Annotated in this window: 26 protein-coding genes; 13 read left to right on the plus strand and 13 right to left on the minus strand. The window is 66.7% G+C overall.

The features are described 5' to 3' along the window. The 3 genes from V6M56_RS01855 to V6M56_RS01865 all read right to left on the minus strand — a co-directional run. The coding region (locus tag V6M56_RS01855) for an NAD(P)H-binding protein (protein WP_332680870.1) at positions 1 to 428 on the minus strand (428 nt) is incomplete at its 3' end. Then, positions 425 to 1,663, minus strand: coding sequence for a tRNA epoxyqueuosine(34) reductase QueG (queG, locus tag V6M56_RS01860; RefSeq protein ID WP_332680871.1), 1,239 nt, complete (start codon positions 1,661 to 1,663; stop codon positions 425 to 427). The genes queG and V6M56_RS01855, both read right to left, overlap by 4 nt. Next, positions 1,561 to 2,253: a glutathione S-transferase family protein gene (locus V6M56_RS01865; RefSeq protein ID WP_332680872.1), complete on the minus strand. Its 693-nt coding sequence runs from the start codon at positions 2,251 to 2,253 to the stop codon at positions 1,561 to 1,563. The genes queG and V6M56_RS01865 overlap by 103 nt, the downstream gene beginning before the upstream one ends. 243 nt (positions 2,254 to 2,496) lie before the next feature. Here V6M56_RS01865 and V6M56_RS01870 point away from each other — a divergent pair, with 243 nt between their 5' ends. Further along, the gene (locus tag V6M56_RS01870) at positions 2,497 to 3,294 is read left to right on the plus strand and encodes an undecaprenyl-diphosphate phosphatase (RefSeq protein ID WP_332680873.1); all 798 of its coding nucleotides are present in this window, start codon (positions 2,497 to 2,499) and stop codon (positions 3,292 to 3,294) included. 53 nt (positions 3,295 to 3,347) lie between these two features. Here the strand turns inward: V6M56_RS01870 and nth are convergent, their stop codons facing one another. Beyond that, positions 3,348 to 4,049 carry an endonuclease III gene (nth, locus tag V6M56_RS01875; protein WP_332680874.1) on the minus strand — a complete coding sequence of 234 codons (702 nt, stop codon included), beginning with the start codon at positions 4,047 to 4,049 and terminating at the stop codon, positions 3,348 to 3,350. A gap of 20 nt (positions 4,050 to 4,069) precedes the next feature. Between nth and V6M56_RS01880 the strand changes: the two genes are divergently transcribed. Both V6M56_RS01880 and V6M56_RS01885 read left to right on the plus strand, forming a co-directional pair. Continuing rightward, positions 4,070 to 4,609 (plus strand): DUF2244 domain-containing protein, encoded by a 540-nt coding sequence (locus V6M56_RS01880; protein WP_332680875.1) that lies wholly within the window; start codon positions 4,070 to 4,072, stop codon positions 4,607 to 4,609. A gap of 3 nt (positions 4,610 to 4,612) precedes the next feature. Continuing rightward, positions 4,613 to 5,131 (plus strand): hypothetical protein, encoded by a 519-nt coding sequence (locus tag V6M56_RS01885; protein ID WP_332680876.1) that lies wholly within the window; start codon positions 4,613 to 4,615, stop codon positions 5,129 to 5,131. Between the two features lie 9 nt (positions 5,132 to 5,140). On the opposite strand, the gene V6M56_RS01890 is transcribed toward V6M56_RS01885, so the two are convergent. After that, positions 5,141 to 6,547 carry a PGAP1-like alpha/beta domain-containing protein gene (locus V6M56_RS01890; RefSeq protein ID WP_332680877.1) on the minus strand — a complete coding sequence of 469 codons (1,407 nt, stop codon included), beginning with the start codon at positions 6,545 to 6,547 and terminating at the stop codon, positions 5,141 to 5,143. 268 nt (positions 6,548 to 6,815) lie between these two features. Here V6M56_RS01890 and V6M56_RS01895 point away from each other — a divergent pair, with 268 nt between their 5' ends. Then, on the plus strand, positions 6,816 to 7,727 hold the full coding sequence (locus V6M56_RS01895; RefSeq protein WP_332680939.1) for a methylated-DNA--[protein]-cysteine S-methyltransferase: 912 nt from the start codon (positions 6,816 to 6,818) through the stop codon (positions 7,725 to 7,727). A 107-nt stretch (positions 7,728 to 7,834) separates the two neighbouring features. Here the strand turns inward: V6M56_RS01895 and V6M56_RS01900 are convergent, their stop codons facing one another. Further along, entirely contained in the window at positions 7,835 to 8,731 is an 897-nt protein-coding gene (locus tag V6M56_RS01900) for a hypothetical protein (protein WP_332680878.1), read from the minus strand. A 448-nt stretch (positions 8,732 to 9,179) separates the two neighbouring features. Between V6M56_RS01900 and dnaK the strand changes: the two genes are divergently transcribed. Then, complete coding sequence (gene dnaK, locus V6M56_RS01905; protein ID WP_332680879.1) at positions 9,180 to 11,108, plus strand: molecular chaperone DnaK; 1,929 nt, start codon at positions 9,180 to 9,182, stop codon at positions 11,106 to 11,108. A gap of 130 nt (positions 11,109 to 11,238) precedes the next feature. Beyond that, positions 11,239 to 12,366 (plus strand): molecular chaperone DnaJ, encoded by a 1,128-nt coding sequence (dnaJ, locus tag V6M56_RS01910; RefSeq protein WP_332680880.1) that lies wholly within the window; start codon positions 11,239 to 11,241, stop codon positions 12,364 to 12,366. Between the two features lie 175 nt (positions 12,367 to 12,541). Here dnaJ and V6M56_RS01915 read toward each other — a convergent pair whose 3' ends face one another. Both V6M56_RS01915 and V6M56_RS01920 read right to left on the minus strand, forming a co-directional pair. Continuing rightward, positions 12,542 to 12,733 carry a CsbD family protein gene (locus tag V6M56_RS01915; RefSeq protein WP_332680881.1) on the minus strand — a complete coding sequence of 64 codons (192 nt, stop codon included), beginning with the start codon at positions 12,731 to 12,733 and terminating at the stop codon, positions 12,542 to 12,544. Between the two features lie 188 nt (positions 12,734 to 12,921). Continuing rightward, entirely contained in the window at positions 12,922 to 13,731 is an 810-nt protein-coding gene (locus V6M56_RS01920; protein WP_332680882.1) for a helix-turn-helix domain-containing protein, read from the minus strand. Positions 13,732 to 13,866: 135 nt separating this feature from the next. Here V6M56_RS01920 and V6M56_RS01925 point away from each other — a divergent pair, with 135 nt between their 5' ends. Then, positions 13,867 to 14,289 (plus strand): hypothetical protein, encoded by a 423-nt coding sequence (locus tag V6M56_RS01925; RefSeq protein WP_332680883.1) that lies wholly within the window; start codon positions 13,867 to 13,869, stop codon positions 14,287 to 14,289. A 127-nt stretch (positions 14,290 to 14,416) separates the two neighbouring features. Here V6M56_RS01925 and V6M56_RS01930 read toward each other — a convergent pair whose 3' ends face one another. After that, complete coding sequence (locus tag V6M56_RS01930) at positions 14,417 to 15,649, minus strand: argininosuccinate synthase (protein ID WP_332680884.1); 1,233 nt, start codon at positions 15,647 to 15,649, stop codon at positions 14,417 to 14,419. Between the two features lie 269 nt (positions 15,650 to 15,918). Between V6M56_RS01930 and V6M56_RS01935 the strand changes: the two genes are divergently transcribed. After that, entirely contained in the window at positions 15,919 to 16,527 is a 609-nt protein-coding gene (locus V6M56_RS01935; RefSeq protein ID WP_332680885.1) for a 2-hydroxychromene-2-carboxylate isomerase, read from the plus strand. Positions 16,528 to 16,688: 161 nt separating this feature from the next. Here the strand turns inward: V6M56_RS01935 and V6M56_RS01940 are convergent, their stop codons facing one another. The 4 genes from V6M56_RS01940 to V6M56_RS01955 all read right to left on the minus strand — a co-directional run bounded on the left by V6M56_RS01940 (position 16,689) and on the right by V6M56_RS01955 (position 20,311). Further along, the gene (locus V6M56_RS01940) at positions 16,689 to 17,759 is read right to left on the minus strand and encodes a M48 family metallopeptidase (protein WP_332680886.1); all 1,071 of its coding nucleotides are present in this window, start codon (positions 17,757 to 17,759) and stop codon (positions 16,689 to 16,691) included. Positions 17,760 to 17,792: 33 nt separating this feature from the next. Further along, complete coding sequence (locus tag V6M56_RS01945; protein WP_332680887.1) at positions 17,793 to 18,350, minus strand: LemA family protein; 558 nt, start codon at positions 18,348 to 18,350, stop codon at positions 17,793 to 17,795. A 286-nt stretch (positions 18,351 to 18,636) separates the two neighbouring features. Next, complete coding sequence (locus V6M56_RS01950) at positions 18,637 to 19,662, minus strand: LLM class flavin-dependent oxidoreductase (protein ID WP_332680888.1); 1,026 nt, start codon at positions 19,660 to 19,662, stop codon at positions 18,637 to 18,639. Positions 19,663 to 19,801: 139 nt separating this feature from the next. Beyond that, the gene (locus V6M56_RS01955; RefSeq protein WP_332680889.1) at positions 19,802 to 20,311 is read right to left on the minus strand and encodes a c-type cytochrome; all 510 of its coding nucleotides are present in this window, start codon (positions 20,309 to 20,311) and stop codon (positions 19,802 to 19,804) included. 541 nt (positions 20,312 to 20,852) lie between these two features. On the opposite strand from V6M56_RS01955, the gene rpsA reads away from it, so the two are divergent. From rpsA to V6M56_RS01980, 5 genes are all read left to right on the plus strand, one after another. Further along, positions 20,853 to 22,559 (plus strand): 30S ribosomal protein S1, encoded by a 1,707-nt coding sequence (rpsA, locus tag V6M56_RS01960; RefSeq protein WP_332680890.1) that lies wholly within the window; start codon positions 20,853 to 20,855, stop codon positions 22,557 to 22,559. 249 nt (positions 22,560 to 22,808) lie between these two features. Next, positions 22,809 to 24,098: an Hsp70 family protein gene (locus tag V6M56_RS01965; protein ID WP_332680891.1), complete on the plus strand. Its 1,290-nt coding sequence runs from the start codon at positions 22,809 to 22,811 to the stop codon at positions 24,096 to 24,098. Between the two features lie 93 nt (positions 24,099 to 24,191). Then, on the plus strand, positions 24,192 to 25,160 hold the full coding sequence (gene sppA / locus V6M56_RS01970; RefSeq protein WP_332680892.1) for a signal peptide peptidase SppA: 969 nt from the start codon (positions 24,192 to 24,194) through the stop codon (positions 25,158 to 25,160). A 28-nt stretch (positions 25,161 to 25,188) separates the two neighbouring features. Further along, positions 25,189 to 25,473: an integration host factor subunit beta gene (gene ihfB, locus V6M56_RS01975; RefSeq protein ID WP_332680893.1), complete on the plus strand. Its 285-nt coding sequence runs from the start codon at positions 25,189 to 25,191 to the stop codon at positions 25,471 to 25,473. A gap of 24 nt (positions 25,474 to 25,497) precedes the next feature. Beyond that, positions 25,498 to 25,833: a LapA family protein gene (locus V6M56_RS01980; RefSeq protein WP_332680894.1), complete on the plus strand. Its 336-nt coding sequence runs from the start codon at positions 25,498 to 25,500 to the stop codon at positions 25,831 to 25,833. The last annotated feature ends 8 nt before the right edge of the window (positions 25,834 to 25,841 follow it).

Consider the following 25,841-nt stretch of genomic DNA (forward strand, 5'->3'; position numbering starts at 1 on the left):
TCGCCGAAGGCGAGCCAGTCCCGGTCGATCTCCAGGCGCTGTTTCGAGCGCCGGCTCGTCGGCCGGCATTCGGCGCTCTCGTCGATCCAGGCGCCGCCATGGTCGCCATAGACGCCGATGGTCGAGAGATAGCCGATCCATTTTAGGCCAGGGGCCGCGGCGAGCCCGTCGGCCAGCGTCCGCAGCGCTGGATCGCCCTCCTCGTCGGGCTGGACCGAGACCAGCACGGCATCGGCCTCCGCTACCGCAGCCGCCAGCGGCCGCGACACGGCAAAGCCCCCGAAGACCAGCGTGCGGATGCCTTCGCGGCTGAGGCCGGCGGCCTTCTCGGCCGAGCGCACCGTGCCGGTGACCTCCCAGCCTTTCGCCAGCGCGGCGCGCGCGAAGAAGCCGGCCGAATAGCCGAGGCCGAGGATGAGGAGCTTCATGCCGGTTCCAGTGTCTTGGTCGCAGGGCCGGCCCATTCGGCCCGGACGTCGGGATCGGCTTCCAGGACGAGCCTGGCCGGTGCGAGTTCGTCGGCCCGCTCGGGCGCAAGCCGGGCGAGCGCCCAGACCGCCATCGCCCGCACCAGCGGCGAGGCATCGTCGAGCAGCGCTTCCGCGCTCGCCGCCAGGGCCGGCTCGCCGCTGTTGCCGATGGCGATCAGCACATTGCGGACGAAGCGGTCGCGGCCGGTGCGCTTCACCGGCGTGCCCGCGAAGAGTTTTCGGAAGGCGGCGTCGTCGAGGGCGGCGAGCTCGCGCAGCGACACGGCGTCGAGCTCGTCCTTCAGAGCGAGACGCGTCTCCTGCGCGGCCTGCGCGAACTTGTTCCAGGGGCAGACCGCCAGGCAGTCGTCGCAGCCGAAGATGCGGTTGCCGATGCCTTTGCGGAATTCGGCATCGATATGGCCCTGATGCTCGATGGTCAGATAGGCGATGCAGCGGCGCGAATCGAGCTGGTAGGGCGCCGGGAAGGCGTTTGTCGGGCAGATGTCGAGGCAGCGTGTGCACGAGCCGCAATGGTCGCGCTCGGGCTCGTCGGGCGGCAGTTCGGCGCTGGTGTAGATCGCGCCGAGGAAGAGCCAGGCGCCGTGCGTGCGCGAAACCAGTACGGTGTGCTTGCCCTGCCAGCCGAGCCCGGCGGCCTCCGCCAGCGGCTTTTCCATCACCGGGGCGGTATCGACGAAGACCTTGACCTCGACCTCGCCGCGCGCCGCCAGCACCCCGGCGACGCTCTTCAGCTTGCCCTTGATCACCTCATGGTAGTCGCGCCGGCGGGCATAGAGCGAGATCGCGCCGCGGTCGCGCTGGCCGAGCACCGCCAGCGGATCCTCCTCCGGCGCATAGCTCATGCCGAGCATCACGACGGTGCGCGCCGCCGGCCACAGGGCCGCGGGCGCCGCACGCTCGGCGGTGCGCTCGGTGAGCCAGGTCATGTCGCCGTGATGGCCGGCCTGAAGCCAGCCGGCCAGCCGTTCGGGTGCCTGCGGGATCGAGTCGACCGAGGCGACGCGCGTGACCGAGAAGCCCTCGCTTTCGGCGCGGGCCAGCACGGCCGCCTTGAGCTTCTCGCCGCTCAGAAGTCCAGGTCGTCGTAATGCGCCGCCGGCGCCATGCCCGGAATCCGGTCGCCGAGCAGCGGCCTGAAGCTCGGTCTGGACTTGATCCTGGCGTACCATGCGCGGGCGGCCTCGTCCTCTTCCCAGGGCACGTCGCCGAGATAGTCGACGCAGGAGAGATGCGCCGCGGCGGCGAGATCGGCATAGCTCAGATTGTCGCCCGCGAGCCAGTTCCGCTTCGCCGTCAACCAGGCGATGTAGCGCAGATGATAGCGGACATTGCCGCGCGCCGCACGGATCGCGCTCATCTCCGGCGGGCCGCCGCCCTCGTCGCGGCCCATGAAGCGCTTCATCACCTTCTCGAGCACGAGCGGGGCGGTGATCTCCTCGTTGAATTTGAGGTTGAACCAGTCGAGCAGCCGGCGCACCTCGATGCGCTCGCCCGGTCCCTCCGGCAGCAGGCGGCGCTCGCCGAGCGCCAGCCCGCGCGTCTCGTCGAGATATTCGGCGATCGGCCCCGGTCCCGGCACCGCGAGCCCGCTATCCTCGCGCAGCACCGGCGTCGTGCCGGCCGGGTTGAGTTCGAGGAACTCGCGGCGACGCTCCCAGACCCGCTCCTCGACGAGGGCGGCGTCGAGGCCGAATTCGCCCAGCACCAGCCGGACGAAACGCGAATGCGGGCAGAGCGGATAATGATGAAGGGTGGCCATCGAATGCTTGAAAAGGAAAAATGGGCTCGAAATGCGGCCTGAAGCACGGTCGCGGGCTTTTGCGAAGGCCAGCCCGTATAGGCTCGCCCGCAGGACCTCACAACCCGGAAGCCCGGGAAGCGGCGAAATCGGCGCCTTTCCTTCGTGAACTGGTAACCAATTCGCAAAGAGCCTGCGCCATAGCATTAACGCCCGTCGCGCCGCATGTTTGCGCCGCGTTCGCCGGCCGAGAAGGACTTTCCGATGAGTGACCTGTTGGTGGCCGCCGTGCTCGGCGTGGTCGAAGGGCTGACCGAGTTCCTGCCGGTCTCCTCGACCGGCCATCTCCTGCTGCTCGGGCATTTCCTCGGCTTCGAATCCAAGGGCAAGTCCTTCGAGATCCTGGTCCAGCTCGGCGCCATCCTGGCGATCCTGCTGGTCTATTTCCGCCGCCTGCTCGACATCGTCCTGCGCCTGCGCAGCGATCCTTCTGCCCGGCGCTTCGTCATCGGCGTGCTCGTCGCCTTCCTGCCGGCGGCGCTGATCGGCGCGCTGGCCCATGGCTTCATCAAGGGCGTGCTGTTCAACCCCGTGCTGGTCTGCTGCTCGCTGATCGCCGGCGGGCTAGTGCTCCTCGTCATCGACGAGATGGAGCTCGAGGTGAAGCATCACGACGCCACCGCCTTCCCGCTGCCGATGTATTTCAAGATCGGCCTGATCCAGTGCCTGGCGATGATCCCCGGCGTCTCGCGTTCGGGCTCGACCATCGTCGGCGCCATGCTGCTCGGTGCCGACAAGCGCGCCGCGGCGGAGTTCTCCTTCTTCCTCGCCATGCCGACCATGGCCGGCGCCTTCACCTATGATTTGATGAAGAACTACAAGGTGCTGACCTCCGGCGACACGCTTCTGATCGGGGTCGGCTTCGTCACCGCCTTCATCTCGGCGCTGATCGTGGTCCGGTCCTTCCTCGATTTCGTCTCGAAGCGCGGCTTCACGCCCTTCGCCTGGTGGCGGATCGTCGTTGGCTCGGCCGGTCTCGCGGGCCTGTGGGTCTTCGGCTAGGGCGCTTTCCGCTCGGCCGGAATCGGCAGAGCGAGCAGAATTCGCGCCAGCTCTCAGGCGATCCGCTTGTCGGGCGAATCGCAGAGATCGGCGACGACGCAAGCTTCGCAGGCCGGCCGCAGCGCCTTGCAGGTGTAGCGCCCGTGCAGGATCAGCCAGTGATGGGCATGCCGGCCGAACTCGGCCGGTACCGCCTTCTCCAGCCCGAGCTCGACCTGCAGCACATTCCTGCCCGGCGCGATGCGCAGGCGGTTGGCGACGCGGAAGACATGGGTGTCGACCGCATGGGTGATCTCGCCGAAGGCGATGTTGAGCACGACATTCGCCGTCTTGCGCCCGACCCCGGGCAGGCTCTCCAGCGCCTCGCGCGACATCGGCACCGCGCTGCCGAACTCGGCGATCAGCTTCTCGCTCAGGGCGATGACGTTCTTCGCCTTGTTGCGATAGAGCCCGATGGTCTTGACGAGCTCGCGCACCTGCTCCTCGCCGAGCGCCAGCATCTTCTCCGGCGTGTCGGCGAGCTCGAACAGGCGCCGCGTCGCCTTGTTGACGCCGACATCGGTCGCCTGCGCCGAGAGCACCACGGCGACCAGCAGGGTGAAGGCGTTGACATAGTCGAGCTCGCCCTTCGGCTCCGGCCGCGCCGTGCGGAAACGCGTGAAGATCTCGCGGATCTCGGCGGCGCTGCGGGGCTTGGGGGAGGCGAGGTGGTTGCGCGCGGGGGCGCGCGCTTTGCCTCTGTTCGGCTGGCTCATCGCGGCGTTATAGTACCGGGATGAGCCTGAGCAAGCCCGATCCCGAGAGCGCAGCCGCGACCTCCGGCGCCGCGGTGGAGCGGCCGGTCTTCGACGCGACCATCACGCCGCATCGTTCGCTCGGTGCCGACGGGTTTCGCCTCGTGATGACGCTGGTCTGTCTTTCCAGCATCGTCGCCTCGGTGCCCTTCGTCCTGCTCGGCGCCTGGCCCGTCGCGGGCTTCTTCGGCCTCGACATCCTGGCGCTGTTCATCGCCTTCAAGGTCAATTTCAACGCCGCGCGCGCTTTCGAGCGCATCGTGGTGACGCCGCTCGAGGTCATGCTGCGCCAGGTCTCGCATCGCGGCAAGGAGGCCATCTGGCGCTCCAACCCGGTGTGGACGAAGCTGGAGCGCGAGCATGACGAGGATTACGGGCTGATGCGCCTGGATCTGGTCTCCCGCGGCAGCAGGGTCGTGGTCGCTTCGGCGCTGTCGCCGCAGGAGCGCGAAGGTTTCGCGCAGGCGCTCGGTGCGGCGCTGGCCGAAGCCCGGCGCGGGCCCGCTTTCGAACCCGCCTGAAGCATGGCCGCGACGATCATCCCACTGATCGCGCTGGCTCTGATCGTGCTCGTGCTCGCTGCAGCCTTGCGCGCGACGCTGCGCAAGCCCGGCGCGGCGCTTGCAGCGCAAGCGAATGACGGTGAGGCGAGGGTGCGCGCCTATGCCCTCGTCCTGCGCGACAGGCTCGACCACGCCCTGTTCGGGCCGGTGCTGGCCGGAGAGGTCTGGGATCCCATCATGGAGCATCCCGTCGGCAAGGGGCTGATCCACGAGTTCCATCGCGACTTCTGCGGCCACGGCCTGATCCGCACCGAAGCCGGCATCAAGCTCTGCGACATCCTGGACGGCCATTTCCCCGGCGAGACGATCGCTGAATGGCGGTCGAAGGAGGCATTTGTCGCCTTCTTCTCCGAGCAGTCGGACTATAGCTGCAGCGGCTGGGACGAGAGTTCGGCGGTCTTCGCCACCAGTGACGAGTGGCATCGCAACAACCAGCGCCTGACGCGCGCAAAGCTGCAGCGCTTCTTGTCGCCCGTCTGACGAACGAGCCTACGAGCGAAAGGCAAAGCATTCACGTGGCAGATTAGGCCGGCCTTCCGCGGAAGCATCTAGAGCCCAGAGCAATTGTGCGTCACCTTGGCCGCCGTCGCCGGGTATCTCGTCTTTTCCATAGCCGACGAGCGATATACGACCTGCATAAGCTTCTCTGAGTCCGACGCGCTTCATGGCGTCGTTGAAATAGGCGCAACCTCCCGGTCGATCAAACGCTCGTGAGTAAACGACAAAGCGGGTCTTTGAGTTTGAGAAAGAGCGCAGGAAGCCAAAGAAAGAGGCGTCCCTATTGGCTCGTTTCCGCGCATTGTTATCTCCTTGATTCTCGAAACAGGAGAAATGAATGACGACATGTGTGGGCTCTGAGGCCTTATAAATTTCTGCGAGCGAATTATTATCAATCCAAACCTGAGAAAGTGGAGTTGAGTATCTGGTGTTATGAATACCACGTGCATGGAGCACCCGGCTTATCTCGGTATGTGCTCTCCCATACGGCCCTCGGTAAGCAAAATTTCCGTTACAGTTCGCAATAACGATACGAGAATTAGCTTCGTCCGCGGCTGCCGCTTCCTTGAATTCAGGAAGCATGCTCTGGAACCATTCCTTCAATAGATTATGGGCCTCAAATGAAATGCCGTTTCCAATTTCTCCGATAGGCTGGACGATCTCGGTGTGGCTTCCTCTCACCGGTCTGACATCATGACTGCAGAGTGGTTCGACACTGTCCCGCGGTACAATTTTATCAGTAAATCGCCACCATACTTTTGTTTTTTCCGTTTCATAGGCACAATAAGATGGTATCGTGATTACCTTCTGGAACCATTCGCGCTTGATCCGATTGAAGATTGCGTCGGGGTCGTCTCTTGATTGCCCGAGCTGCATTGTTTGTATCCTGCCAAGGCCGGTCGCTCTCCCGATCGCTGCTAGCCTGCTGCCGTTCATCGGGGTTGCAAATAGAAATAGCGCTTTGGTCTTGAATCTCAGAATGCGATCATCGATCATGGCTTGACGAGAGATAACGCCACCCATGCTATGAGCAATTATATATATATCCGAGAATTTACTAATATCATTATTGAATTTTATTGATTGAATCATTTCCAACGATAAGGACCCTATATCGAAATTATCATTGTATCGATCTGTTTTGTATTGATGTATGTATACCTTGAAAACTCCGCTGAAAACAGGATCCTTGGCCAAGATCGAGGGCCAGTTGGGTCCGCCGGGCGTCCTCGCCCAAGCATCTGCTGGTTTCGCCCCGCCGCTGTTATGAATGCCATGCACGAATACTATGAGCTTGGTCCCGCGCGCCTGCGAGTCGGTAGGCTGAGCATTCCCGCTACTGTTCGCCAACAGGGCAATGGAGGCAGCGAAAAGCACCATCAGCGAGCGAAATGACATCGGGCCAACCCTCCGGACGAGCTTCAACGCTCGTTCAAACAGAAGGATATGTCAACGCGCACCCTCAACGTGCGGTTGTGGTCGTCGCGACAAGTCGTCCCGCCGGGTCTTGCCAGCTTTCGGGTGGGATAGGCATGCTCCGATCCCTAACTTCGCGAGCATGAGAACAGATCGCGAGGACAGGACGATGAGTGCCCCGATGAGCTTCAAGAGCGCGATGACGCCGACCCGTTTCTCCAATGCCGTGCTCGCCCGCGCTGCCGAGGCGATGCCCGCCGAGGCCGACTTCCCGGCGGCGGCGCCGGGTTCCGACTACGATACGGTGCGGCGCATCCTTTCCTACATCACCCATAACTGGCGCGAGCAGCCGACGATCGAGGCGATCGCGGAAGCCGCCGGCGCCACGCCGACCGACGTCCACCACCTCTTCCGGCGCTGGTGCGGGCTGACGCCGAAAGCCTTCCTGCAGGCGATCACGCTCGACAACGCCAAGGGCCTGCTGGCGTCTTCCGCCAGTATCCTCGACACCAGCTACGAGGTCGGGCTCTCCGGCCCGGGCCGGCTGCACGATCTCTTCGTCAGCCATGAGGCGATGTCGCCGGGCGAATGGAAGACCGGTGGCGAGGGCCTGCGGCTGTCCTATGGCTTCCACGCCTCGCCCTTCGGGGAGGCGCTGATCGTGGTGACCGAACGCGGGCTTGCCGGGCTCGGCTGGGTCTCGACCAGCCTCGACGGCGGCAAGGTCGTCGGCGGCCGGGCCGAGGCGCTGGCCGACATGATGCGGCGCTGGCCGCATGCCGACTACCGCTTCGACCCGCAGGCGACGAGGCCCTATGCCAGCCGCATCTTCGAGCCGGCGAGCTGGTCGCCGCAGACGCCGCTGCGCGTCGTGCTGATCGGCACCGATTTCGAGGTCCGGGTCTGGGAGACGCTGCTGCGCATCCCCGTCGGCTGCGCCACGACCTATGGCGATGTCGCAGGCCAGATCGGCAAGCCCTCGGCAGCGCGTGCCGTCGGCGCCGCGGTCGGCAAGAACCCGATCTCCTTCGTCGTTCCCTGCCATCGCGTCATCGGCAAGTCGGGGGCGCTCACCGGCTATCACTGGGGGCTGACGCGCAAGCGTGCCATCCTCGGCTGGGAGGCCGGACAGGTCGCGGCCGCCGGCGGCCAGGCCGCCTGAGGGTCGGCCCCGGGCGATCCGCTTCGACCATGCGCGGATCCACGCCGTCTTTCCGGGGCAGCCCGCAGGGCTGAGCCAGGAACGGCGCCTCATCTCGGAATGATGACCTATTGTGTCGCCGGAGCGGGCGTCGCCGCGGGGGGCGCCGGCCTTGCCGTCGCCGGCCGGGCCGGGCGCGCCGTCTCGGGCTTCGGGTCGGGCAGGCCGAGCCTGGCGCGGATCGAGGCGGCGCGGGCCTCGGTGATGCGGGCGCCGCAGAAGCCGTGGCTGCCCTCGCTCCGGAAGTCGCGGCAGATCTGGGCGCGCTCTGAAGAAAACGCGGCCTGCTCGCGGGCGATGCTGCGCTGCTCCGGCAGCTCGGCCTTGGCCGACAACGCCCGGTAGCCTTCGCGCACGGCGCTCTCGGCCCGGCCGCGCTCGCTCTCGGTCTCCTTCGCCCGCGCTGCCAGGGTGCGGGCGTCCGGCCCCCAGACACCGCGCGGGTCGATCCGGCAGGCAGCGGCCTCGATGACGCAGGGCTCGCTCGGCTCGACCACGAGGAAGGCGCCTTCCAGCACGTCGAACACGATCGGGCAGGCGGAGGCCTCCAGCCTGTAGCGCGGCAGCCCGGCCGGCTTGCCGAGCGCGGTCAGCGGCACGGGCGTCTCGCCGAAGGAGATCGCGCAGGGCTCGGTCAGGTTCTGGGCCTGGAAGCCTTCCGCCCGGAGCTTCAGCCCAAAGCCGGTCGCCGTCTTCTCCAGCGTGGCCTCGCCGGTGCTGCCATGGCGGCGCAGCGTCCTGCCGAGGATCGAGTCCTCGCTCGGGATCCTGATTGCCGGCATGGTGCGCGGCCGCGGCGCCGCCGGGGCGGCGGAGGGCGGGGCCGCCTGCGGCGCGCCGGGCAGGTTGAAGGGCTGTGCACCGGGCAGTTGCAGCGGTTGTGCCGCGGCTGCGCAGCCGAGCCAGGCCAGCGCGGCGCCGATGGCGGCGAGGCGGCTTGCGGCAGGGCGGCAGAGCGGCGTCACGGCGGCTTCTTCTTTCGGCGGTGAACGGTCTTTCTGAATGGAATGGCCCGGCCGGGCGCGCAAGGGCGCAGGAGCAACACCATGCGTTAATCATGCGGAGCCCCGAATACTGTGCAAGGCCCGGTGGGGACTTGCTTCTTAATCCGGCTTCGCGCCTTGCAAGGGGGGCGGCACCCTCCCTATATACGCCGCGAAGCGGTGGTTTTTGCCACTGCCGGAACCGGAATGCCATGGCTCCCAAGGTCTTGGCGGCTTCCCGGTTCGCTTTGTTGAACCGGCGGATCGTGACTGGGTTGGGGCATGCGCCCCAGCTTGGAAGCGCCCGCCAGACGTGGATATCCCGCATTCGTTCGCCGCAGAAGGTGGGGACGAGCCGGGACCATGGGCCGGAGGGCCGCGTCACGGCGCGGTGTTCCGGCGATCTGCTAAATCGAAAGGGATCCCTTCCATGGGTAAAGTCATCGGTATCGACCTCGGCACGACCAATTCCTGCGTTGCAGTGATGGAAGGCTCGACGCCTAAGGTCATCGAGAATTCGGAGGGTGCGCGCACCACGCCTTCCATCGTCGCCATCACGGATGACGGCGAGCGTCTGGTCGGCCAGCCGGCCAAGCGCCAGGCCGTCACCAATCCGGAGCGCACCTTCTTCGCCATCAAGCGCCTGATCGGGCGCACCTTCGACGATCCGATGACCAAGAAGGACATCGATCTCGTCCCCTACAAGATCAAGAAGGCGCCTTCGGGCGATGCTTGGGTCGAGGCCGACGGCACCGACTACTCGCCCTCGCAGATCTCCGCCTTCACGCTGACCAAGATGAAGGAGACCGCGGAGGCCTATCTCGGCCAGCCGGTCACCCAGGCGGTCATCACCGTGCCGGCCTATTTCAACGACGCCCAGCGCCAGGCCACCAAGGACGCCGGCCGCATCGCCGGCCTCGAGGTGCTGCGCATCATCAACGAGCCGACGGCGGCGGCGCTGGCCTATGGCCTCGACAAGAAGTCGACCGGCACGATCGCGGTCTATGATCTCGGCGGCGGCACCTTCGACGTCTCGATCCTCGAGATCGGCGACGGCGTCTTCGAGGTGAAGTCGACCAATGGCGATACCTTCCTCGGCGGCGAGGACTTCGACATGCGCCTGGTCGAGTACTTGGCGGAGGAGTTCAAGCGCGAGCAGGGCATCGACCTGAAGAAGGACAAGCTCGCTCTCCAGCGCCTGAAGGAGGCGGCCGAGAAGGCCAAGATCGAGCTCTCGACCACGGCCCAGACCGAGATCAACCTGCCCTACATCACGGCCGACGCCTCGGGTCCGAAGCACCTCGCCATCAAGCTCTCGCGCGCCAAGTTCGAGAGCCTGGTCGAGGATCTGATCCAGCGCACCATCGAGCCCTGCCGCAAGGCCCTCAAGGATGCCGGCCTCACCGCCGGTGACATCGACGAGGTCGTCCTGGTCGGCGGCATGACGCGCATGCCCAAGGTCCAGGAAGTGGTGAAGCAGTTCTTCGGCAAGGAGCCGCACAAGGGCGTCAACCCGGACGAGGTCGTCGCCATCGGCGCCGCGGTCCAGGCCGGCGTGCTGCAGGGCGACGTCAAGGACGTGCTGCTGCTCGACGTCACCCCGCTCTCGCTCGGCATCGAGACGCTGGGCGGTGTCTTCACCCGCCTGATCGACCGCAACACCACGATCCCGACCAAGAAGAGCCAGGTCTTCTCCACCGCCGAGGATAACCAGCAGGCGGTGACGATCCGGGTCTTCCAGGGCGAGCGCGAAATGGCGGCCGACAACAAGATGCTCGGCCAGTTCGACCTGATGGGCATCCCGCCGTCCCCCCGCGGCATGCCGCAGATCGAGGTCACCTTCGACATCGACGCCAACGGCATCGTCTCGGTGACGGCCAAGGACAAGGCGACGAGCAAGGAGCAGCAGATCCGCATCCAGGCTTCCGGCGGTCTCTCCGAGTCCGAGATCCAGAAGATGGTCAAGGACGCCGAATCCAACGCCGCCGAGGACAAGAAGCGCCGCGAGCTGGTCGAGGCCAAGAACCAGGGCGAGAGCCTCGTGCACTCGACCGAGAAGTCGCTGAAGGATTATGGCGACAAGGTCTCGGCCGCCGACAAGACCGCGATCGAGACCGCGCTCGACGCGCTGAAGACGGCGCTGGCCGGCGAGGATCCCGAGGCGATCGCTTCGCGCACCACCGATCTGATGCAGGCCTCGATGAAGCTTGGCGAGGCGATGTATGCCGCCAACCAGGCGGAGGACGGAGCCCCCGAGGGCGCCGCCGAAGACGAGGCCGATGCCAAGAAGGACGACGTCATCGACGCCGACTTCAAGGATGTCAGCGACGACAAGGGCGACAAGAAGAAAAGTGCCTGAACGCGTTCGCCGTTCGATGGGACGTGGTGGCCGGGCTTGACCCGGCCATTGCGTTCGGGGAATGGCCCCTGAAGGAAAAGCTCGCCTGGCTGCGCCGTGATGCGCAGGAGGGCGCAAGGGCGGCTGTTTGATGTCCAAGCGCGACTACTACGAAATCCTGGGTGTGCAGAAGACCGCGAGCGACGCGGATCTGAAGAGCGCCTTCCGCAAGCTCGCCATGCAGTGCCATCCCGACCGGCACCCCGGCGACAAGGCGGCCGAGACCAAGTTCAAGGAATTGAACGAGGCCTACCAGGTCCTGTCCGACGGCCAGAAGCGCGGGGCCTATGACCGCTATGGCCACCAGGCCTTCGAGCAGGGTGGCGGCGGTGGCCCGGCCGACATGTCCGACTTCATGTCGGACATCTTCGAATCCTTCTTCGGCGACGGCCGTGGCCGCGGCCCGCGCGGCGCCAATACCCGCGAGCGCGGCGCTGATCTGCGCTATAATCTCGAGATCGGGCTGGAAGAGGCCTATGCCGGCAAGAACGCGACCATCCGCGTGCCGACCTCGGTGGTCTGCGAAATCTGCTCCGGCACCGGCGCCAAGACCGGTTCGAAGTCGCGGCCATGCCCGACCTGCGGCGGCCATGGCCGGGTCCGCGCCAATCAGGGCTTCTTCTCGGTCGAGCGTACCTGCCCGACCTGCGGCGGCCGCGGCGAGATCATCGACGACCCCTGCAATGGCTGCCATGGCGCCGGCCGCGTCACGCGCGAGCGCACGCTCTCGGTCAACATTCCGGCCGGCGTCGAGGACGGTACCCGCATCCGCCTCGCCGGCGAGGGCGAGGCCGGCCTGCGCGGCGGCCCGGCTGGCGATCTCTACATCTTTCTCTCGATCAAGCCGCACGCCATCTTCCAGCGCGACGGCGCCGACCTGTTCTGCCGCGTCCCGATCGGGCTGACCTCGGCCGCCCTTGGCGGCGAGATCGAGGTGCCGACGCTGAACGGCGAGAAGGCGAGGGTGAAGATCCCGGAAGGCACCCAGACCGGCAAGCAGTTCCGCCTCAAGAGCAAGGGCATGAGCGTGCTGCGCTCGCGCGAAGCCGGCGATCTCTACATCCAGGTGCTGGTCGAGACCCCGCAGAAGCTGACCGCGCGCCAGCGCGAGCTCCTGCTCGAATTCGAGCGCGAGAGCTCGGGCGCGACCCATCCCGAGAGCGCCGGCTTCTTCGGCCGGGTCAAGGATTTCCTGGGCGGGCTCGGCGGCGCGGCCTGAACGCTCACCGACATTGCGAGCGAAGCGAAGCAATCCAGGAAGGCTCGCGCGACGGCCCCTGGATTGCTTCGCTTCGCTCGCAATGTCGGCTTGTGCGTCCCGGCCATGAGACATGAAAAAGGCGGGCCGCCCTTTCGGACGACCCGCCTTTTTTTGATCGGGACTTGACCTTGGGTCAGGCCTTGTCGATCACTTTCTTGACCGCGTCCTTGGTCTTGCCGACGGCCTGCTGGGCCTCGCCCTTGCGCTCCTGCGCGAAGCCCTCGGCTTCCAGCTCGGGCTTGTCCATCGCCCGGCCGGCGGCCTGCTTGACGTTGCCGGTGGCCTCGTTGGCCATGCCCTTGATCTTGTCGGCGGTGCTGCCCATGGGTCGTTTCCTCACTCGATCTCGTGCCGCCGCAGCGGCGATGTCGAATGAACCGCCGGGCCGGGAGAAGGTTCCTCCGGGGCATCGTGATTCTCGGGCGGAGTGGAGCGCAGATCCGAGAATCTTTCGCAGGAAGAAAAGCTCGTCCTTCCCGAGAATGCCCAGGGCAGGCCCGAGCATGATGCGTTCTACGCCTCGGCCATAGTCCGCAGCGCCGCTGCCGTCGCCTGATCGGCCGGGAAGAAGGTTTCGAGCGCCAGTTCCGAGAGCGTGACATCGACCGGCGTGCCGAACACCGTCGTCGCCGAGATCAGCGAAAGCACATGTTCGCCGAAGCGCAGCTGCAGCGGCACCACCACGGGCGGCTCGCTCTCCTCGCTCGCCTTGCCCTTGCGCGGCGGCGTGGCCGGCGTCGGATAGCCCAGCAGCTCCGTCAGCAGTTCGGCCAGCAGCGGATCGGCCGTGGCGCGGATCTGTTGGCGCAGGCGGGCGATCAGATGGCCGCGCCATTCGGAAAGGTTGAGGATCGCCGGCGCGAGCCCGCCCGGATGCAGGCTGAGCCTGAGCACGTTGACGGGCGGCCGCAGCAGTTCGGCTTCCGTGACTGACGCCAGTAGGGGCGCCACGGCGGCGTTGGCGGCGAGCAGGGTCCAATGCCGGTCGACCGCCAGCGCCGGATAGGGCTCGTGGCCCTTCAGCAGCAGGTCGATCGCGCTGCGCGCCGCCTGCAGGCCCGGATCCTCCAGCGAGCGTTCGAGATAGACCGGCGCATAGCCGGCGGCGAGCAGGAGCGCATTGCGCTCGCGCAGGGGCACGCCGAGATTCTCGGCGAGATGCAGGACCATGTCCCGGCTCGGCGCCGAGCGGCCGCTTTCGATGAAGCTGAGATGCTTCTGCGAGATCTCCGCCTCGAGCGCGAGATCGAGCTGGCTGAGCCGGCGGAGCTGGCGCCAGTCGCGGATGAGATGCCCGACAGTGGGCTGCTGGTGCTGGTTCATGGCCGGCAAGCTAGCGCCGGCCGGGCCGGCTTCCAATTACCTCGCACTTAATCGACCACCGCCCGGCTTGTCGTCAGCATGGCCTCCATCAGCAACGGCCCCGGAGGAAACGGCGGCCAAACCGGAGAACGAGCCATGACCTTCATCCAGCCCTCGCGCTTCCTGCGCAACGCCCTTGTCCTCGACGCCGCCGCCTGCGCCGCCACCGGCCTGCTGCTCAGCCTCGGCGCCGGCGCGCTCGCCGGCCTGCTCGGCTTCCCGCCTGAGTTCCTGCGCGGTGCCGGCCTCGTGCTGTTGCCCTGCGCGGCACTGCTCGCCTTTCTCGCCAGCAGGGTGCGGCTGCCGCGGCTGGCGGTCTACGCGGTGATCGGCATCAACATCCTCTGGATCGCCGACAGCGTCCTGATCCTCGTCGCGGGCTGGTTCCAGCCGAGCGGGCTCGGCATCGCCTTCGTCCTGGCGCAGGCGGCGGCGGTCGCAGTCGTCACCGAGTTGGAGGTGATCGGCCTGAGGAAGTCCGCCGCGGACGAGGTCGGAGCCGAAGCCGTCCGGCTTTGAGCAATCCGTGCCTTTGACGCTGGCCGTCACTGCGAGTGTAAGCGAAGCAATCCAGGGGCTCGCCCGAGTTTCCCCCGGGTTGCTTTGTCGGCTTCGCCTCCTCGCAATGACGGTGGCGGATGGCCCCTTACAGCCCGAGCTTCTTCTTGCGCTGGCCGAGCGTGCGCAGGCGCAGCGCGTTCAGCTTGATGAAGCCGGCCGCGTCGCGGTGGTCATAGGCGACGGCGCCTTCCTCGAAGGTGACGAGATCCTGGTCGTAGAGCGAATAGGGGCTGGAACGGCCGATGACGTGGACGCCGCCCTTATAGAGCTTGAGGCGGACCTGGCCGGCCACGAATTCCTGGCTCTTGTCGATCAGCGCCTGCAGCATCTCGCGCTCCGGCGAGAACCAGAAGCCGTTATAGATCAGCTCGGCATATTGCGGCATGAGCTGGTCCTTGAGATGTGCCGCGCCGCGGTCGAGCGTGATCGACTCGATGGCACGGTGCGCCGCCAGCAGGATCGTGCCGCCGGGCGTCTCGTACATGCCGCGGCTCTTCATGCCGACGAAGCGGTTCTCGACCAGGTCGAGCCGGCCGATGCCGTTGTCGCGGCCGAGTTCGTTGAGCCTGGCCAGCAGCGTCGCCGGCGAGAGCTTTTCGCCGTCGATCGCGACCGCGTCGCCCTTCTCGAAATCGACCGAGATCACGGTCGGCTTGTCGGGGGCCTCCTCCGGCGAGATCGTGCGCGAATAGACATAGTCCGGCACTTCCTGCGCCGGGTCTTCCAGCACCTTGCCCTCCGAGGAGGCGTGCAGCAGGTTGGCGTCGACCGAGAACGGCGCCTCGCCGCGCTTGTCCTTGGCGATCGGGATCTGATGCTGCTCGGCGAAGGCGATCAGCTGCTCGCGCGAGCGCAAATCCCATTCGCGCCAGGGCGCGATCACATGCACGTCGGGCTTGAGGGCATAAGCGGTCAGCTCGAAGCGGACCTGGTCGTTGCCCTTGCCGGTCGCGCCATGCGAGATCGCGTCCGCACCGACCTTTTCGGCGATCTCGATCAGCTTCTGGCCGATCAGCGGCCGGGCGATCGAGGTGCCGAGCAGATAGACGCCCTCATAGGCGGCGTTCGCCCGGAACATCGGGAAGACGTAGTCGCGGACGAATTCCTCGCGCAGATCCTCGATGAAGATGTTCTCGGGCTTGATGCCGAGCAGCAGCGCCTTGTCGCGGGCCGGGCCGAGCTCCTCGCCCTGGCCGAGATCGGCGGTGAAGGTGACGACCTCGCAATCATAGGTTGTCTGCAGCCATTTCAGGATGATCGAGGTGTCGAGCCCTCCGGAATAGGCGAGCACGACCTTGTTCACGCGCTTGTCGGCCATAGGTTGATCTTCCTGCAGCGGCTGCATGAGGCTGGCTCATGCCTGGGAGAAGGATACGGCTCCGACGGCCGTATTTCGGACGTAAGGGCGCACTATCGCAGGGCTACGGGCGACGCAATCGGAACCTTCTGATCGATGCGGCGTCTTCCGGTGATGGATCGCCACCATGGCGGCCCGGAGCCCGGGAGCCGGCATGCCGCTTGGCGGGCATGCCTCTCAGTTCTTGATGGATGTGGCGGGACACCGACTCCGTGCCGCCGGGGGGGCCGATGACGAAACGTCCTGTTCTGGATTTCTGGTATGAATTCGCCTCGACCTATTCCTGCCTGACTGCGTTGCGGATCGAAGCGGCTGCGGAAGCTGCCGGGGTCGAGCTGCGCTGGCGCCCCTTCCTGCTCGCGCCGATCTTCGCCGCCCAGGGCTGGACCAGCTCGCCCTTCAACCTCTACCCCAGCAAGGGCCGCTATATGTGGCGCGACGTCGCGCGCCGCGCCGGCCGCGCCGGGCTGGCCATCGTCCGGCCCGAGATCTTCCCGCAGAACTCGCTGATCGCCGCCAGGCTGGCGCTCGCCGGCCGCGAGGCGGGCTGGATGCCGGCCTTCTCGAAGGCGCTGTTCCGGTCGCAGTTCTGCGAAGGGCGCAACATCGCCGAGGAGGCGGTGCTGACGGCCGCCCTGCGCGCGGCCGGGGCCGATGCGTCGGCCGCCTTTCCGCTTTCGCGCAGCGAGGAGGTCAAGGGCCGCCTCAAGGCCGAGACCGAGCTCGCCAAATCGCTCGGCATCTTCGGCGCACCGACCTTCGTCACCGGCGATGGCGAGCTGTTCTGGGGTGACGACCGGCTCGAGGAAGCGCTCGACTGGGCGCGGGACGGCCGCTGAAGTCTGCGCTTTCACATGGAAACACACGTCATTCCGGACAAGCCGCGATAGCGGCGCAGCTCCGGAATCCAGCATAGAGCACAACGCCCTTCGATGGATTCCGGCGCTCAGCTTTGCTTCGGCCGGAATGACGGCGCGTTTCCATGTGAAAGCGATGGGCGCTAGCTGCCCGCAGGCGGCGCCGGTCGTGACCACGGCCCATGCGAGGCCGAGGTCTCGACCATCTCCGGCAGGGGCTGGCGCTCGGCCATCTTCGGTGGTCCGAGCGGCGCCTGCGGCACCCGCCCGCCGGCGGTCTGCACCAGCGCCTGGACGCGCTTGGTCACGGAAGGATGGGTCGAGAACAGATCGGCGAAGTCGTCCGGGTCGTTCTCGAAGCACATGTCCATCACGCCGGACGGCACGCCGTCGATATCGGCCCGGCCGGAGATCTTGAGCAGGGCCGAGATCATCGCATCCGGATTCTTGGTCAGTTCGACCGCGCCCGCATCGGCGAGATATTCGCGCGAGCGCGACAGCGAGAGCCGGATCAGCACCGCGAGCAGCCAGGCGATGGCGATGACGGCGACGCCGATGACGATGGCGACGGCGCTGCCCTTCTTGTCGTCGCCGCTCGATGAGATCCGCACCCGGCCCATGCTGCGGAACATCACCTCGCCGACGAAGGAGATGATGCCGGCGATGACGACGGCGATCACCATCAGCCGGACGTCGCCATTGCGGATATGGGTCAGCTCATGGGCGATCACCGCCTCGAGCTCGGCATCGTTGAGCTGTTCGATCAGCCCCGTCGTCAGGGTGACGGTGAACTGCTTGTCGTTGACGCCGCTGGCGAAGGCGTTGAGCGCGTCGTTCTCGATGATGGCGAGCTTCGGCGTCGTCATGCCGCGCGAGATGCAGAGATTCTCCAGCATCCGGTAGAGCTTGGGGTTCTCCTCGCGCGCTATGCCCTTGGCGCCCGAAACCGCTTCGATCAGCCCGACATTGATCTTGAAGCCGATCAGCACCCAGGCGGCGGTGCCGAGCGTGAGGAAGGGCAGCCAGGACCAGAACAACTGCCCGGCCGCGCTGGAAACCGTGCGCCCGCGCGGCACGCCGGAATAGCCGTAGCCGACCAGGATCAGCCCCCAGACCGTCAGATAGACCAGCAGGAAGAGCCCGATGATCAGGGCGATCGACCTGATCCGGTTGTTGCGCTGATGGGTGTAGAGCCCGAAGGCTTCCCCCGGCATCGCCGCAGCTCCGCTCCTGCGCCCTGAGACGCCCTAGAACTTCACGCTCGGCGCGACTTCGATCTGCGCCCGCGTCTCTTCGCCGACATCGAAGAATTCGCGCTGGGTGAAGCCCATCTGCGGCGCGAAGAACACTGCCGGGAAAGCCTGGATCGCGGCGTTGAACTCGCTGACCGCATTGTTGAAGAAGCGCCGCGCCGCCGCCAGCTTGTCCTCGACATTGCCGAGATCCTGCTGGAGCTGCTGGAAGTTCGCGCTCGCCTTAAGGTCGGGATAGGCCTCGCCCAGCGCCAGCAGCCGGCCGACGGCGCCGGTCAGCTGCTGTTCGGCCACCGCCTGGTCGTGCGGTCCGCTTGCCGCCTGCGCCTGGTTGCGGGCCTTGATGACGGCGTCGAAGGTTTCCTTCTCGTGGCTGGCATAGCCCTTCACCGTCTCGACCAGGTTGGGGATCAGGTCATGGCGCTGCTTCAGCTGCACGTCGATGTCGGCGAAGGCCTGGTTGACGCGCTGCCGCATCGCGACCAGCCCGTTATAGGTCATGATCAGGTAGATCACGACGGCAACGATCAATCCCAGGACGGCCCAACCCATGGCGTTCTCCTCTGGCGCAGGCGAAACTGCCGCAGCCTCGCATGAAGGGCGACGTTGGGGAAGCGTTCGCCCGCCTTTGCAGGCGAGCCTTTGCCCGGCTTAGAGGCGGATTCGTCTGCTGGTGCGCGCTGCATTCTCTCGCAACCGCGCCGTCATCCCGGGCTTGTCCCGGGATCCATCGTAGAGCACCAGAGCCTTACGATGGATCCCGGAGCTGCGCCGCTTTGCGGCTTGTCCGGGATGACGAAGCGGTTCCGCGAAAGAATCGGCAGGCTCTAATCTCGGTCTACAGCGCCCCGGCAGTCTCAGTTGGGGCGTGCGTCCGGCCGAGCGCCGGCTGGAGCTCGGCCAAGATCTCATAGGAGCGCAGGCGTGCCGCGTGGTCGTAGATCGCCGAGGCGACGATCAGTTCGTCGGCCTGCGTCTTCTCGATGAAGGCCTGCAACTGCTCCTGCACGGTGGCGCGCGAGCCGACGAAGGAGCAGGCGAGCATGCGCTGGGCCTGCGCCTTTTCGGGGCCGGACCAGTAGCTCTCGATGTCGTCGATCGGCTTCGGCAAGAGGCCGCGCCGGCCGCGCAGCATGTCGGCGAAGCGCTGCTGCACCGAGGTGAACAGGCGCTGCGCCTCGGCGTCGGTCTCGGCGGCGACGACGTTGACGCCGACCATGGCGTGCGGCCTGGCGAGCTGGGCCGAGGGCTGGAAGCGCTCGCGATAGACGGCAAGCGCGTCCATCAGCGCGTCGGGCGAGAAATGCGAGGCGAAGGCGTAAGGCAGGCCGAGCATGGCCGCCAGCTGCGAGCCGAACAGGCTCGAGCCGAGGATCCAGAGCGGCACGTTCGAACCGGTGCCCGGGACCGCCTGGATGACCTGGTCGGGCTGGAGCGGGCCGAGCAGCGCCTGCAATTCGAGCACGTCCTGCGGGAAGCGTTCGGCCGAGTCGGCTTCGCGGCGCAGCGCCCGCCAGGTGCGCTGGTCGGTGCCGGGCGCGCGGCCGAGGCCGAGGTCGATGCGGCCGGGATAGAGCGCTTCCAGCGTGCCGAACTGCTCGGCGATCACCAGCGGCGAATGGTTCGGCAGCATGATGCCGCCGGCGCCGACGCGGATCGTCGCCGTGCCTTCGGCGACATAGCCGATCGCGACCGAGGTCGCGGCGCTGGCGATGCCGGTCATGTTGTGGTGCTCGGCCAGCCAGAAGCGGGTGTAGCCGAGTTTCTCGGCATGGCGGGCGAGCGCGCGGCTGTTGTGCAGCGCGTCGGCAGGCGTCGCGCCTTCGGTGACGAAGGCGAGGTCGAGGACGGAGAGGGGAAGCATGCGGCTGATCCCTTGATCGCGCCGGCGCAGCCGGCATTCCGCTCTGGAGATCGGCGACGCGATGTCCCCTCGCAAGTCCGGCGCGGTGCATGAGGGGCCGGCGCCCCGCGAGGGGCGGGGAGGCCGCTCGCGCGCCGCGTTACGGTCCGACGACGCTGAGATAGGGCGCGCTCGGCTTCTCGTCGGCGCCGGTCAGCGCAGGGACTGCGTGGCTCACCGGTTTCAGGCTCTTGAAATAGCTTGCCAGAGCCAGCGCGTCGGCGTCGGTCAGCTTGCCATAGCTCTCATAGGGCATTGCCGGAGCGAGCATCCGTCCATCGGGCCTGACTCCGGTGCGAACGGCTTTGACGATGTCCTGCTCGCTCCATTTGCCGAGGCCGGTGGCGGGGTCGGGCGTCAGGTTCGGCGGGTAGAAGGTGCCAAGCCCAGGGATCCGGAAGCCGACTTCGGAACCGGCGAATCTGCGCGCCTTGTCGGGCTTGCCGACGAAGGCGCCCGGCGTGTGGCAGCCGGCGCAATCCATGATGGCGGCGAGATATTCGCCGCGCTGGATCCTTTCCCGGGGCGGCGCGCTGTTGGTCTGAGCGACCGCGGTTGCCGCGAGCAGGGTCGTGCAGAGAACGGCAAGGCCGTTGATGGAAGTGTGCATCGGCGATGGCTCCTTGTCTGGCGCCCGGCTGGGCGCGGCCGATCACGACGAGCGATGATCTCAGAGCGGTATTCGCGACAGGCGTCGGCAGTGCGGGAGTCGAGGGCGGCCCGGGCGCCGAGACCTCAGATCGGCTTTCTGCCACGGAAGTGACGTTGCGGCAAGGAACCCCATGGACCCGGATGGGTTGCTTCCTGCCGGGTCGCGGGACGTGGCGAGCCGCCTCCCGACCCTGTGTCGAGCGGGATTTCCCTGCCGCTCTCGCCGCCGCTCTTGCCGCAACCCCGCGGATCGACTACATCCGCCTCGTCCGAAGGGCCGTGATCGATCACAGCCGGGGGCGGCGTCACGGCCGGCTCCCGTTTTCTGCTTGGCGCGGCGTTTCAGGATGCGGATCGGCCCTTGTGGCCTGGCGCCGCCGTCCGGAGGGACGGCAAGCTCCGGAAACGGAGCGCCGCGTGGATCGGTCCGGGATGCAACACCAACCCAATCGGCGCTTGCCGGCTTTCGCGGGATACGCGACCGGCGCTCAGGAGAATGCATGTCAGCTGTTGAGAGCTATCATTCGGGCCGCGAGGATTTCGCCGCCCTGCTCGAGGAATCGTTCGGCAAGAACGAGGCCCTCGAAGGCACCGTCATCAAGGGCAAGGTCGTCGCCATCGAGAAAGATATGGCGATCATCGATGTCGGCCTGAAGACGGAAGGGCGCGTCGCGCTCAAGGAATTCACCGGCCCCGGCCGGGAGCAGGAACTCAATGTCGGCGACGAGGTCGAGGTCTATCTCGAGCGGATCGAGAACGCGCTCGGCGAGGCCGTCATCTCGCGTGACAAGGCTCGCCGCGAGGAGAGCTGGGTCAAGCTCGAAAAGGCGTTCGAGGCCCGCGAGAAGGTCATGGGCAACATCTTCAACACGGTGAAGGGTGGCTACACCGTCGATCTCGACGGCGCCGTCGCCTTCCTGCCGCGTTCGCAGGTGGATATCCGCCCGATCCGCGATGTCGGCCCCCTGATGGGCCAGCCGCAGCCCTTCGAGATCCTCAAGATGGATCGCCGCCGCGGCAACATCGTCGTCTCGCGCCGTACCGTCCTCGAAGAGACCCGCGCCGAAGCTCGTTCCGAGCTCGTCGCCTCGCTCGAAGAGGGCCAGGTCATCGACGGCGTGGTCAAGAACATCACCGAATACGGTGCGTTCGTCGATCTCGGCGGCATTGACGGCCTGCTCCATGTCACCGACATGGCCTGGCGTCGCGTCAACCATCCGTCCGAGGTCGTGACCATCGGCCAGTCGGTCAAGGTCAAGATCATCAAGATCAACCAGGAGACGCACCGCATCTCGCTCGGCATCAAGCAGCTGCTTGCCGATCCGTGGGATGGCATCGCGGCGCGTTACCCGGTCGGTGCGCGCCTCAAGGGCCGCGTCACCAACATCACGGACTACGGCGCGTTCGTCGAAGTGGAGCCGGGCATCGAAGGCCTCATCCACGTCTCCGAGATGTCCTGGACCAAGAAGAACGTCCACCCCGGCAAGATCGTCTCGACCTCGCAGGAAGTCGACGTCGCGATCCTCGAGGTCGACCAGGTCAAGCGCCGCATCTCGCTCGGCCTCAAGCAGACCCTCCGCAATCCCTGGGAGGTCTTCGCCGAGCAGCATCCGTCGGGTGCAGTGGTCGAGGGCGAGGTCAAGAACAAGACCGAGTTCGGCCTGTTCCTCGGCCTGGAAGGCGATATCGACGGCATGATCCATCTGTCGGACCTGGACTGGAACCGTCCGGGCGAGCAGGTGATCGAGGAGTACAAGAAGGGCGACATGCTCCAGGCGGTCGTCCTCGATGTCGACGTCGAGAAGGAGCGCATCTCGCTCGGCCTGAAGCAACTCGGCGGCGATCCCTTCGTGGATGCCGGCGAGTTCAAGAAGGGCCAGGTCGTGACCTGCGAGATCGTCGAGGTCAAGGAAGGCGGTCTCGACGTCAAGATCGCCGGCACGGACATGTCGACCTTCATCAAGCGCGCCGAAATCGCGCGTGAACGTGCCGAGCAGCGCCCCGAGCGCTTCGCGGCCGGCGAGAAGGTCGATGCCCGGGTCATCCTCTTCGACAAGAAGGCCCGCAAGATCCAGGTCTCGATCAAGGCTCTGGAAATGGCCGAGGAGAAGGAGGCGATGGCCCAGTACGGCTCCGCCGATTCCGGCGCCTCGCTCGGCGACATCCTCGGCGCGGCCCTCAAGAAGGCCAACACCGACAAGAAGTGATCTTCGGGCCGCGTCTCGCGGCCCGACCAGACCATCGGCCCGCGCGGAGAAATCCGCGCGGGCTTTTGTTTCGGTTCGAGGTTGTCGCTCGAACCTCCGCGTCATCCCGGACGCAGCGAAGCGGAGCTCCGGGATCCATCGAAGGGCGCAGCGCTCTACGATGGATCCCGGAGCGGCGCGGCTTCGCCGCTTGTCCGGGACGACGGCGCGAGGTTGATGTGCGGCGAGCCTGCATTGTTAGAGGCAAGCATGACCACCGCGGCGATCGGCATCGATTTCGGCACCACCAACAGCGTGGTCGCCCTGGCGCAGGCGGATGGCACGGTTTCGACCCGCAGCTTCGCGACCAGGCAGGGCGCGGTCGATGCCTATCGCTCGGCCCTGATGTTCTGGCGCGAGGGCAGGCCGCCGAAGACCCATGTCGCCCATGTCAGCGGGCCCGACGCCCTCGACATGGCGCTGGGCATGACCACCGAGCATCGTTTCCTGCAGTCGCTGAAGACCCATCTCTCCAGCCGCGCCTTCCAGGAGACGCGGCTCTTCGGCAAGCTTTTCCGGCTCGAGGACCTGATCGCCGTCTTCCTGCGCGATCTTTCCGCCGGCCTCGACGGGCTTGCCGGGCGCCCGCTCGTCTCCGGCCGGCCGGTGGTCTTCGCCGGCGAGCGCCCGGATGAGGAACTGGCGCTCGGCCGGCTTTCCGCTGCCTATGCCGAGGCCGGGATGCCGCGCGTCGACTTCGCCTATGAGCCGTTGGGGGCCGCCTACTGGTATGCCCGCGACCTGACGCAGGCCCAGACCATGCTGGTCGCCGATTTCGGCGGCGGCACCAGCGACTTCTCGGTGATGCGCTTCGAGCCCGGCGGGGCCGGGCGGCTGCAGGCGATCCCGCTTTCGCATTCGGGTGTCGGCGTCGCCGGCGACACTTTCGACTACCGCATCATCGAGCATGCGGTCTCGCCGCGGCTCGGCAAGGGCACGGACTATCTTTCCTTCGGCAAGCGCCTGCCGATCCCGGCGCATTACCACGCCGCCTTCGCGCAATGGCACCGGCTTTCGCTGATGAAGAGCCGCGAGACGATGACCGAGCTCAAGGCGCTGATCCGCGACGCGGTCGAGCCTTCGCGGCTCGAGGACCTGATGACGGTGATCGAATACGATCTCGGCTACGAGCTCTACCGCGCCGTCTCCGCCACCAAGATCGCCCTGTCGAGCGAGGCCGAGACGCGGCTGAGCTTCAACCAGATGGGCGTCGAGATCGACCATGTCGTGTCGCGGAGCGCTTTCGAGGGCTGGATCGCCGGCGATGTCGCGGCGATCGAGGGCGCGCTCGACGACGCCCTCGTCAAGGCCGGGCTCGAGTCCGGCGCGATCGAGGCCGTGTTCATGACCGGCGGCACCTCGCATGTCCCGGCGGTCAGGGCGCTGTTCGATCGCCGCTTCGGGGCGCAGCGCATCCATATCGGCGATGCCTTCCGTTCGGTCGCGAGCGGGCTTGCCCTGCTCGCACGCGACCGGCAGCACGCGGCGCTCGGAGCCTGAAATCGCTTCGGCATGGCCGTTCGGCATTTGCCGCCTTGCCCCTCCGCCATGGCAAGGCTACATCACTGAGCCCCGTCCTCCGGAGCCGCGCACATGTCGTCAGACGCCGATCTGCTCGCCGACCGCCGCAGCCTGAGGCGCAAGCTCTCGCTCTGGCGTCTGCTGGCGCTGGCAGGTGTCGTCGTCCTCGCCGTCGCCGGTGCGCTCGCCTGGAGCGGGCGCCTGCCCGGCAGCACCGCCCAGGCCCATATCGCCCGCGTCACCGTTTCCGGCTTCATTTCCGGCGACAGGCGCACGCTCGATCTGATCAAGTCGCTCGAGACCAGCCGGGCCAGCGCCGTGGTGATCAGGATCGACAGCCCCGGCGGCACCACCACCGGTTCGGAGGCGGTGCACGAGGCGGTGCGCAAGCTCGCGGCCAAGAAGCCGGTCGTCGCCGTGGTCGACGGGCTGGCGGCCTCGGGCGGCTATATCGTCGCCCTCGGCAGCGATCGCATCGTCGCGCGCCAGACCTCGCTCGTCGGCTCGATCGGCGTGCTCTTCCAGTTCCCGAACCTCGCCAAGCTGATGGATACGATCGGCGTCAAGGTCGAGGAGGTGAAGTCGAGCCCGCTCAAGGCGGCGCCGAACCCCTTCGAGCCGGCTTCGCCGGAGGCCATCGCCGCGCTCCGGCGCGTGGTCGAGGACAATTACGACTGGTTCAAGCGGCTGGTGCGCGATCGCCGCCATCTCGACGATCCCGAGCTCGCCGCGGTCTCCGATGGCCGTGTCCATTCCGGCCGCCAGGCGATCGGGCTCAAGCTCGTCGACGAGATCGGCGGCGAGGGCGAGGCCATCGCCTGGCTCGAGCGCGAGAAGGGCGTCGAGAAGTCGCTGCCGGTGCGCGACTGGCGCCGCCGCAGCGAAGGCTCCTCCTATGGATTGTGGAGTGCGGGCGAAGCGCTGGCGCGTGCCGCCGGCCTGGAGCCTCTCGCCACGCTGATCGCCCGCGCTGCCGAGCAGCCCGTCGGACTGCGGCTTGACGCGCCCTTGGCGCTCTGGCAGCCTGCCGGCGAAAAGTGACGATGTTACAAGCGGTTATATTGGCGCCATGATAAAATCAGAACTCGTTCAGCGCATTGCCGAGCGCAACACTCACCTGTACCAGCGCGATATCGAGAATATCGTCGGCTCGATCCTCGACGAGGTCGTCAAGGCGCTGGCGCGCGGCGACCGGGTCGAGCTGCGCGGCTTCGGCGCCTTCTCGACCAAGCAGCGCGATGCCAGGGTCGGCCGCAACCCGCGCACCGGCGATTCCGTCGAGGTCGACGAGAAGCTCGTGCCCGTCTTCAAGACCGGCAAGGAACTCCGCCTCCGGCTGAACGGCAAGGCCTGAGCGGCGTATCCGGGAGGTTACCGAATGAAGGCTTTCTTCAAGGCGCTCGTGCTCGTGCCGGTGGCGCTGGTGATCGTCCTGTTCTCGGTCGCGAACCGCGCGCCGGTGCGCGTCTCCTTCGATCCGGTCAGCCGTGACGTGCCGGTGCTGGCTTTCGACCTGCCGCTCTTCGCCGTCATCCTGGCGGCGATCGCCTGCGGCGTGCTGATCGGCGGCTTCGCCTCCTGGCTGGCGCAGGGCAAGCACCGCAAGGCGGCACGGGTCAACCGGCGCGAGGCCGAGAAGCTGCGCGGCGAGGCCCAGTCGCTGCGCGCTGCCGTTCCCGATTCCGCGCTGCCGGCGCTGACCAGCCGAGTCTGACCCTTCCC

The organism is Allobosea sp. (assembly GCF_036675845.1).
Classification (GTDB): domain Bacteria; phylum Pseudomonadota; class Alphaproteobacteria; order Rhizobiales; family Beijerinckiaceae; genus Allobosea.

Bases quoted from the DNA above. Each gene is read 5' to 3' on its own strand.
- dnaJ (WP_332680880.1), top strand. From the start codon at position 11,239: ATGTCCAAGCGCGACTACTACGAAATCCTGGGTGTGCAGAAGACCGCG.
- V6M56_RS01925 (WP_332680883.1), top strand. From the start codon at position 13,867: ATGACCTTCATCCAGCCCTCGCGCTTCCTGCGCAACGCCCTTGTCCTC.
- V6M56_RS01965 (WP_332680891.1), top strand. From the start codon at position 22,809: ATGACCACCGCGGCGATCGGCATCGATTTCGGCACCACCAACAGCGTG.
- V6M56_RS01935 (WP_332680885.1), top strand. From the start codon at position 15,919: ATGACGAAACGTCCTGTTCTGGATTTCTGGTATGAATTCGCCTCGACC.
- V6M56_RS01890 (WP_332680877.1), bottom strand. From the start codon at position 6,547: ATGTCATTTCGCTCGCTGATGGTGCTTTTCGCTGCCTCCATTGCCCTG.
- dnaK (WP_332680879.1), top strand. From the start codon at position 9,180: ATGGGTAAAGTCATCGGTATCGACCTCGGCACGACCAATTCCTGCGTT.
- V6M56_RS01950 (WP_332680888.1), bottom strand. From the start codon at position 19,662: ATGCTTCCCCTCTCCGTCCTCGACCTCGCCTTCGTCACCGAAGGCGCG.
- V6M56_RS01980 (WP_332680894.1), top strand. From the start codon at position 25,498: ATGAAGGCTTTCTTCAAGGCGCTCGTGCTCGTGCCGGTGGCGCTGGTG.
- V6M56_RS01920 (WP_332680882.1), bottom strand. From the start codon at position 13,731: ATGAACCAGCACCAGCAGCCCACTGTCGGGCATCTCATCCGCGACTGG.
- V6M56_RS01915 (WP_332680881.1), bottom strand. From the start codon at position 12,733: ATGGGCAGCACCGCCGACAAGATCAAGGGCATGGCCAACGAGGCCACC.
- V6M56_RS01895 (WP_332680939.1), top strand. From the start codon at position 6,816: ATGCCCGCCGAGGCCGACTTCCCGGCGGCGGCGCCGGGTTCCGACTAC.
- nth (WP_332680874.1), bottom strand. From the start codon at position 4,049: ATGAGCCAGCCGAACAGAGGCAAAGCGCGCGCCCCCGCGCGCAACCAC.
- V6M56_RS01880 (WP_332680875.1), top strand. From the start codon at position 4,070: ATGAGCCTGAGCAAGCCCGATCCCGAGAGCGCAGCCGCGACCTCCGGC.
- rpsA (WP_332680890.1), top strand. From the start codon at position 20,853: ATGTCAGCTGTTGAGAGCTATCATTCGGGCCGCGAGGATTTCGCCGCC.
- V6M56_RS01930 (WP_332680884.1), bottom strand. From the start codon at position 15,649: ATGGCCGACAAGCGCGTGAACAAGGTCGTGCTCGCCTATTCCGGAGGG.
- queG (WP_332680871.1), bottom strand. From the start codon at position 1,663: ATGGTACGCCAGGATCAAGTCCAGACCGAGCTTCAGGCCGCTGCTCGG.
- V6M56_RS01865 (WP_332680872.1), bottom strand. From the start codon at position 2,253: ATGGCCACCCTTCATCATTATCCGCTCTGCCCGCATTCGCGTTTCGTC.
- ihfB (WP_332680893.1), top strand. From the start codon at position 25,189: ATGATAAAATCAGAACTCGTTCAGCGCATTGCCGAGCGCAACACTCAC.
- V6M56_RS01885 (WP_332680876.1), top strand. From the start codon at position 4,613: ATGGCCGCGACGATCATCCCACTGATCGCGCTGGCTCTGATCGTGCTC.
- V6M56_RS01870 (WP_332680873.1), top strand. From the start codon at position 2,497: ATGAGTGACCTGTTGGTGGCCGCCGTGCTCGGCGTGGTCGAAGGGCTG.
- V6M56_RS01945 (WP_332680887.1), bottom strand. From the start codon at position 18,350: ATGGGTTGGGCCGTCCTGGGATTGATCGTTGCCGTCGTGATCTACCTG.
- V6M56_RS01955 (WP_332680889.1), bottom strand. From the start codon at position 20,311: ATGCACACTTCCATCAACGGCCTTGCCGTTCTCTGCACGACCCTGCTC.
- sppA (WP_332680892.1), top strand. From the start codon at position 24,192: ATGTCGTCAGACGCCGATCTGCTCGCCGACCGCCGCAGCCTGAGGCGC.
- V6M56_RS01940 (WP_332680886.1), bottom strand. From the start codon at position 17,759: ATGCCGGGGGAAGCCTTCGGGCTCTACACCCATCAGCGCAACAACCGG.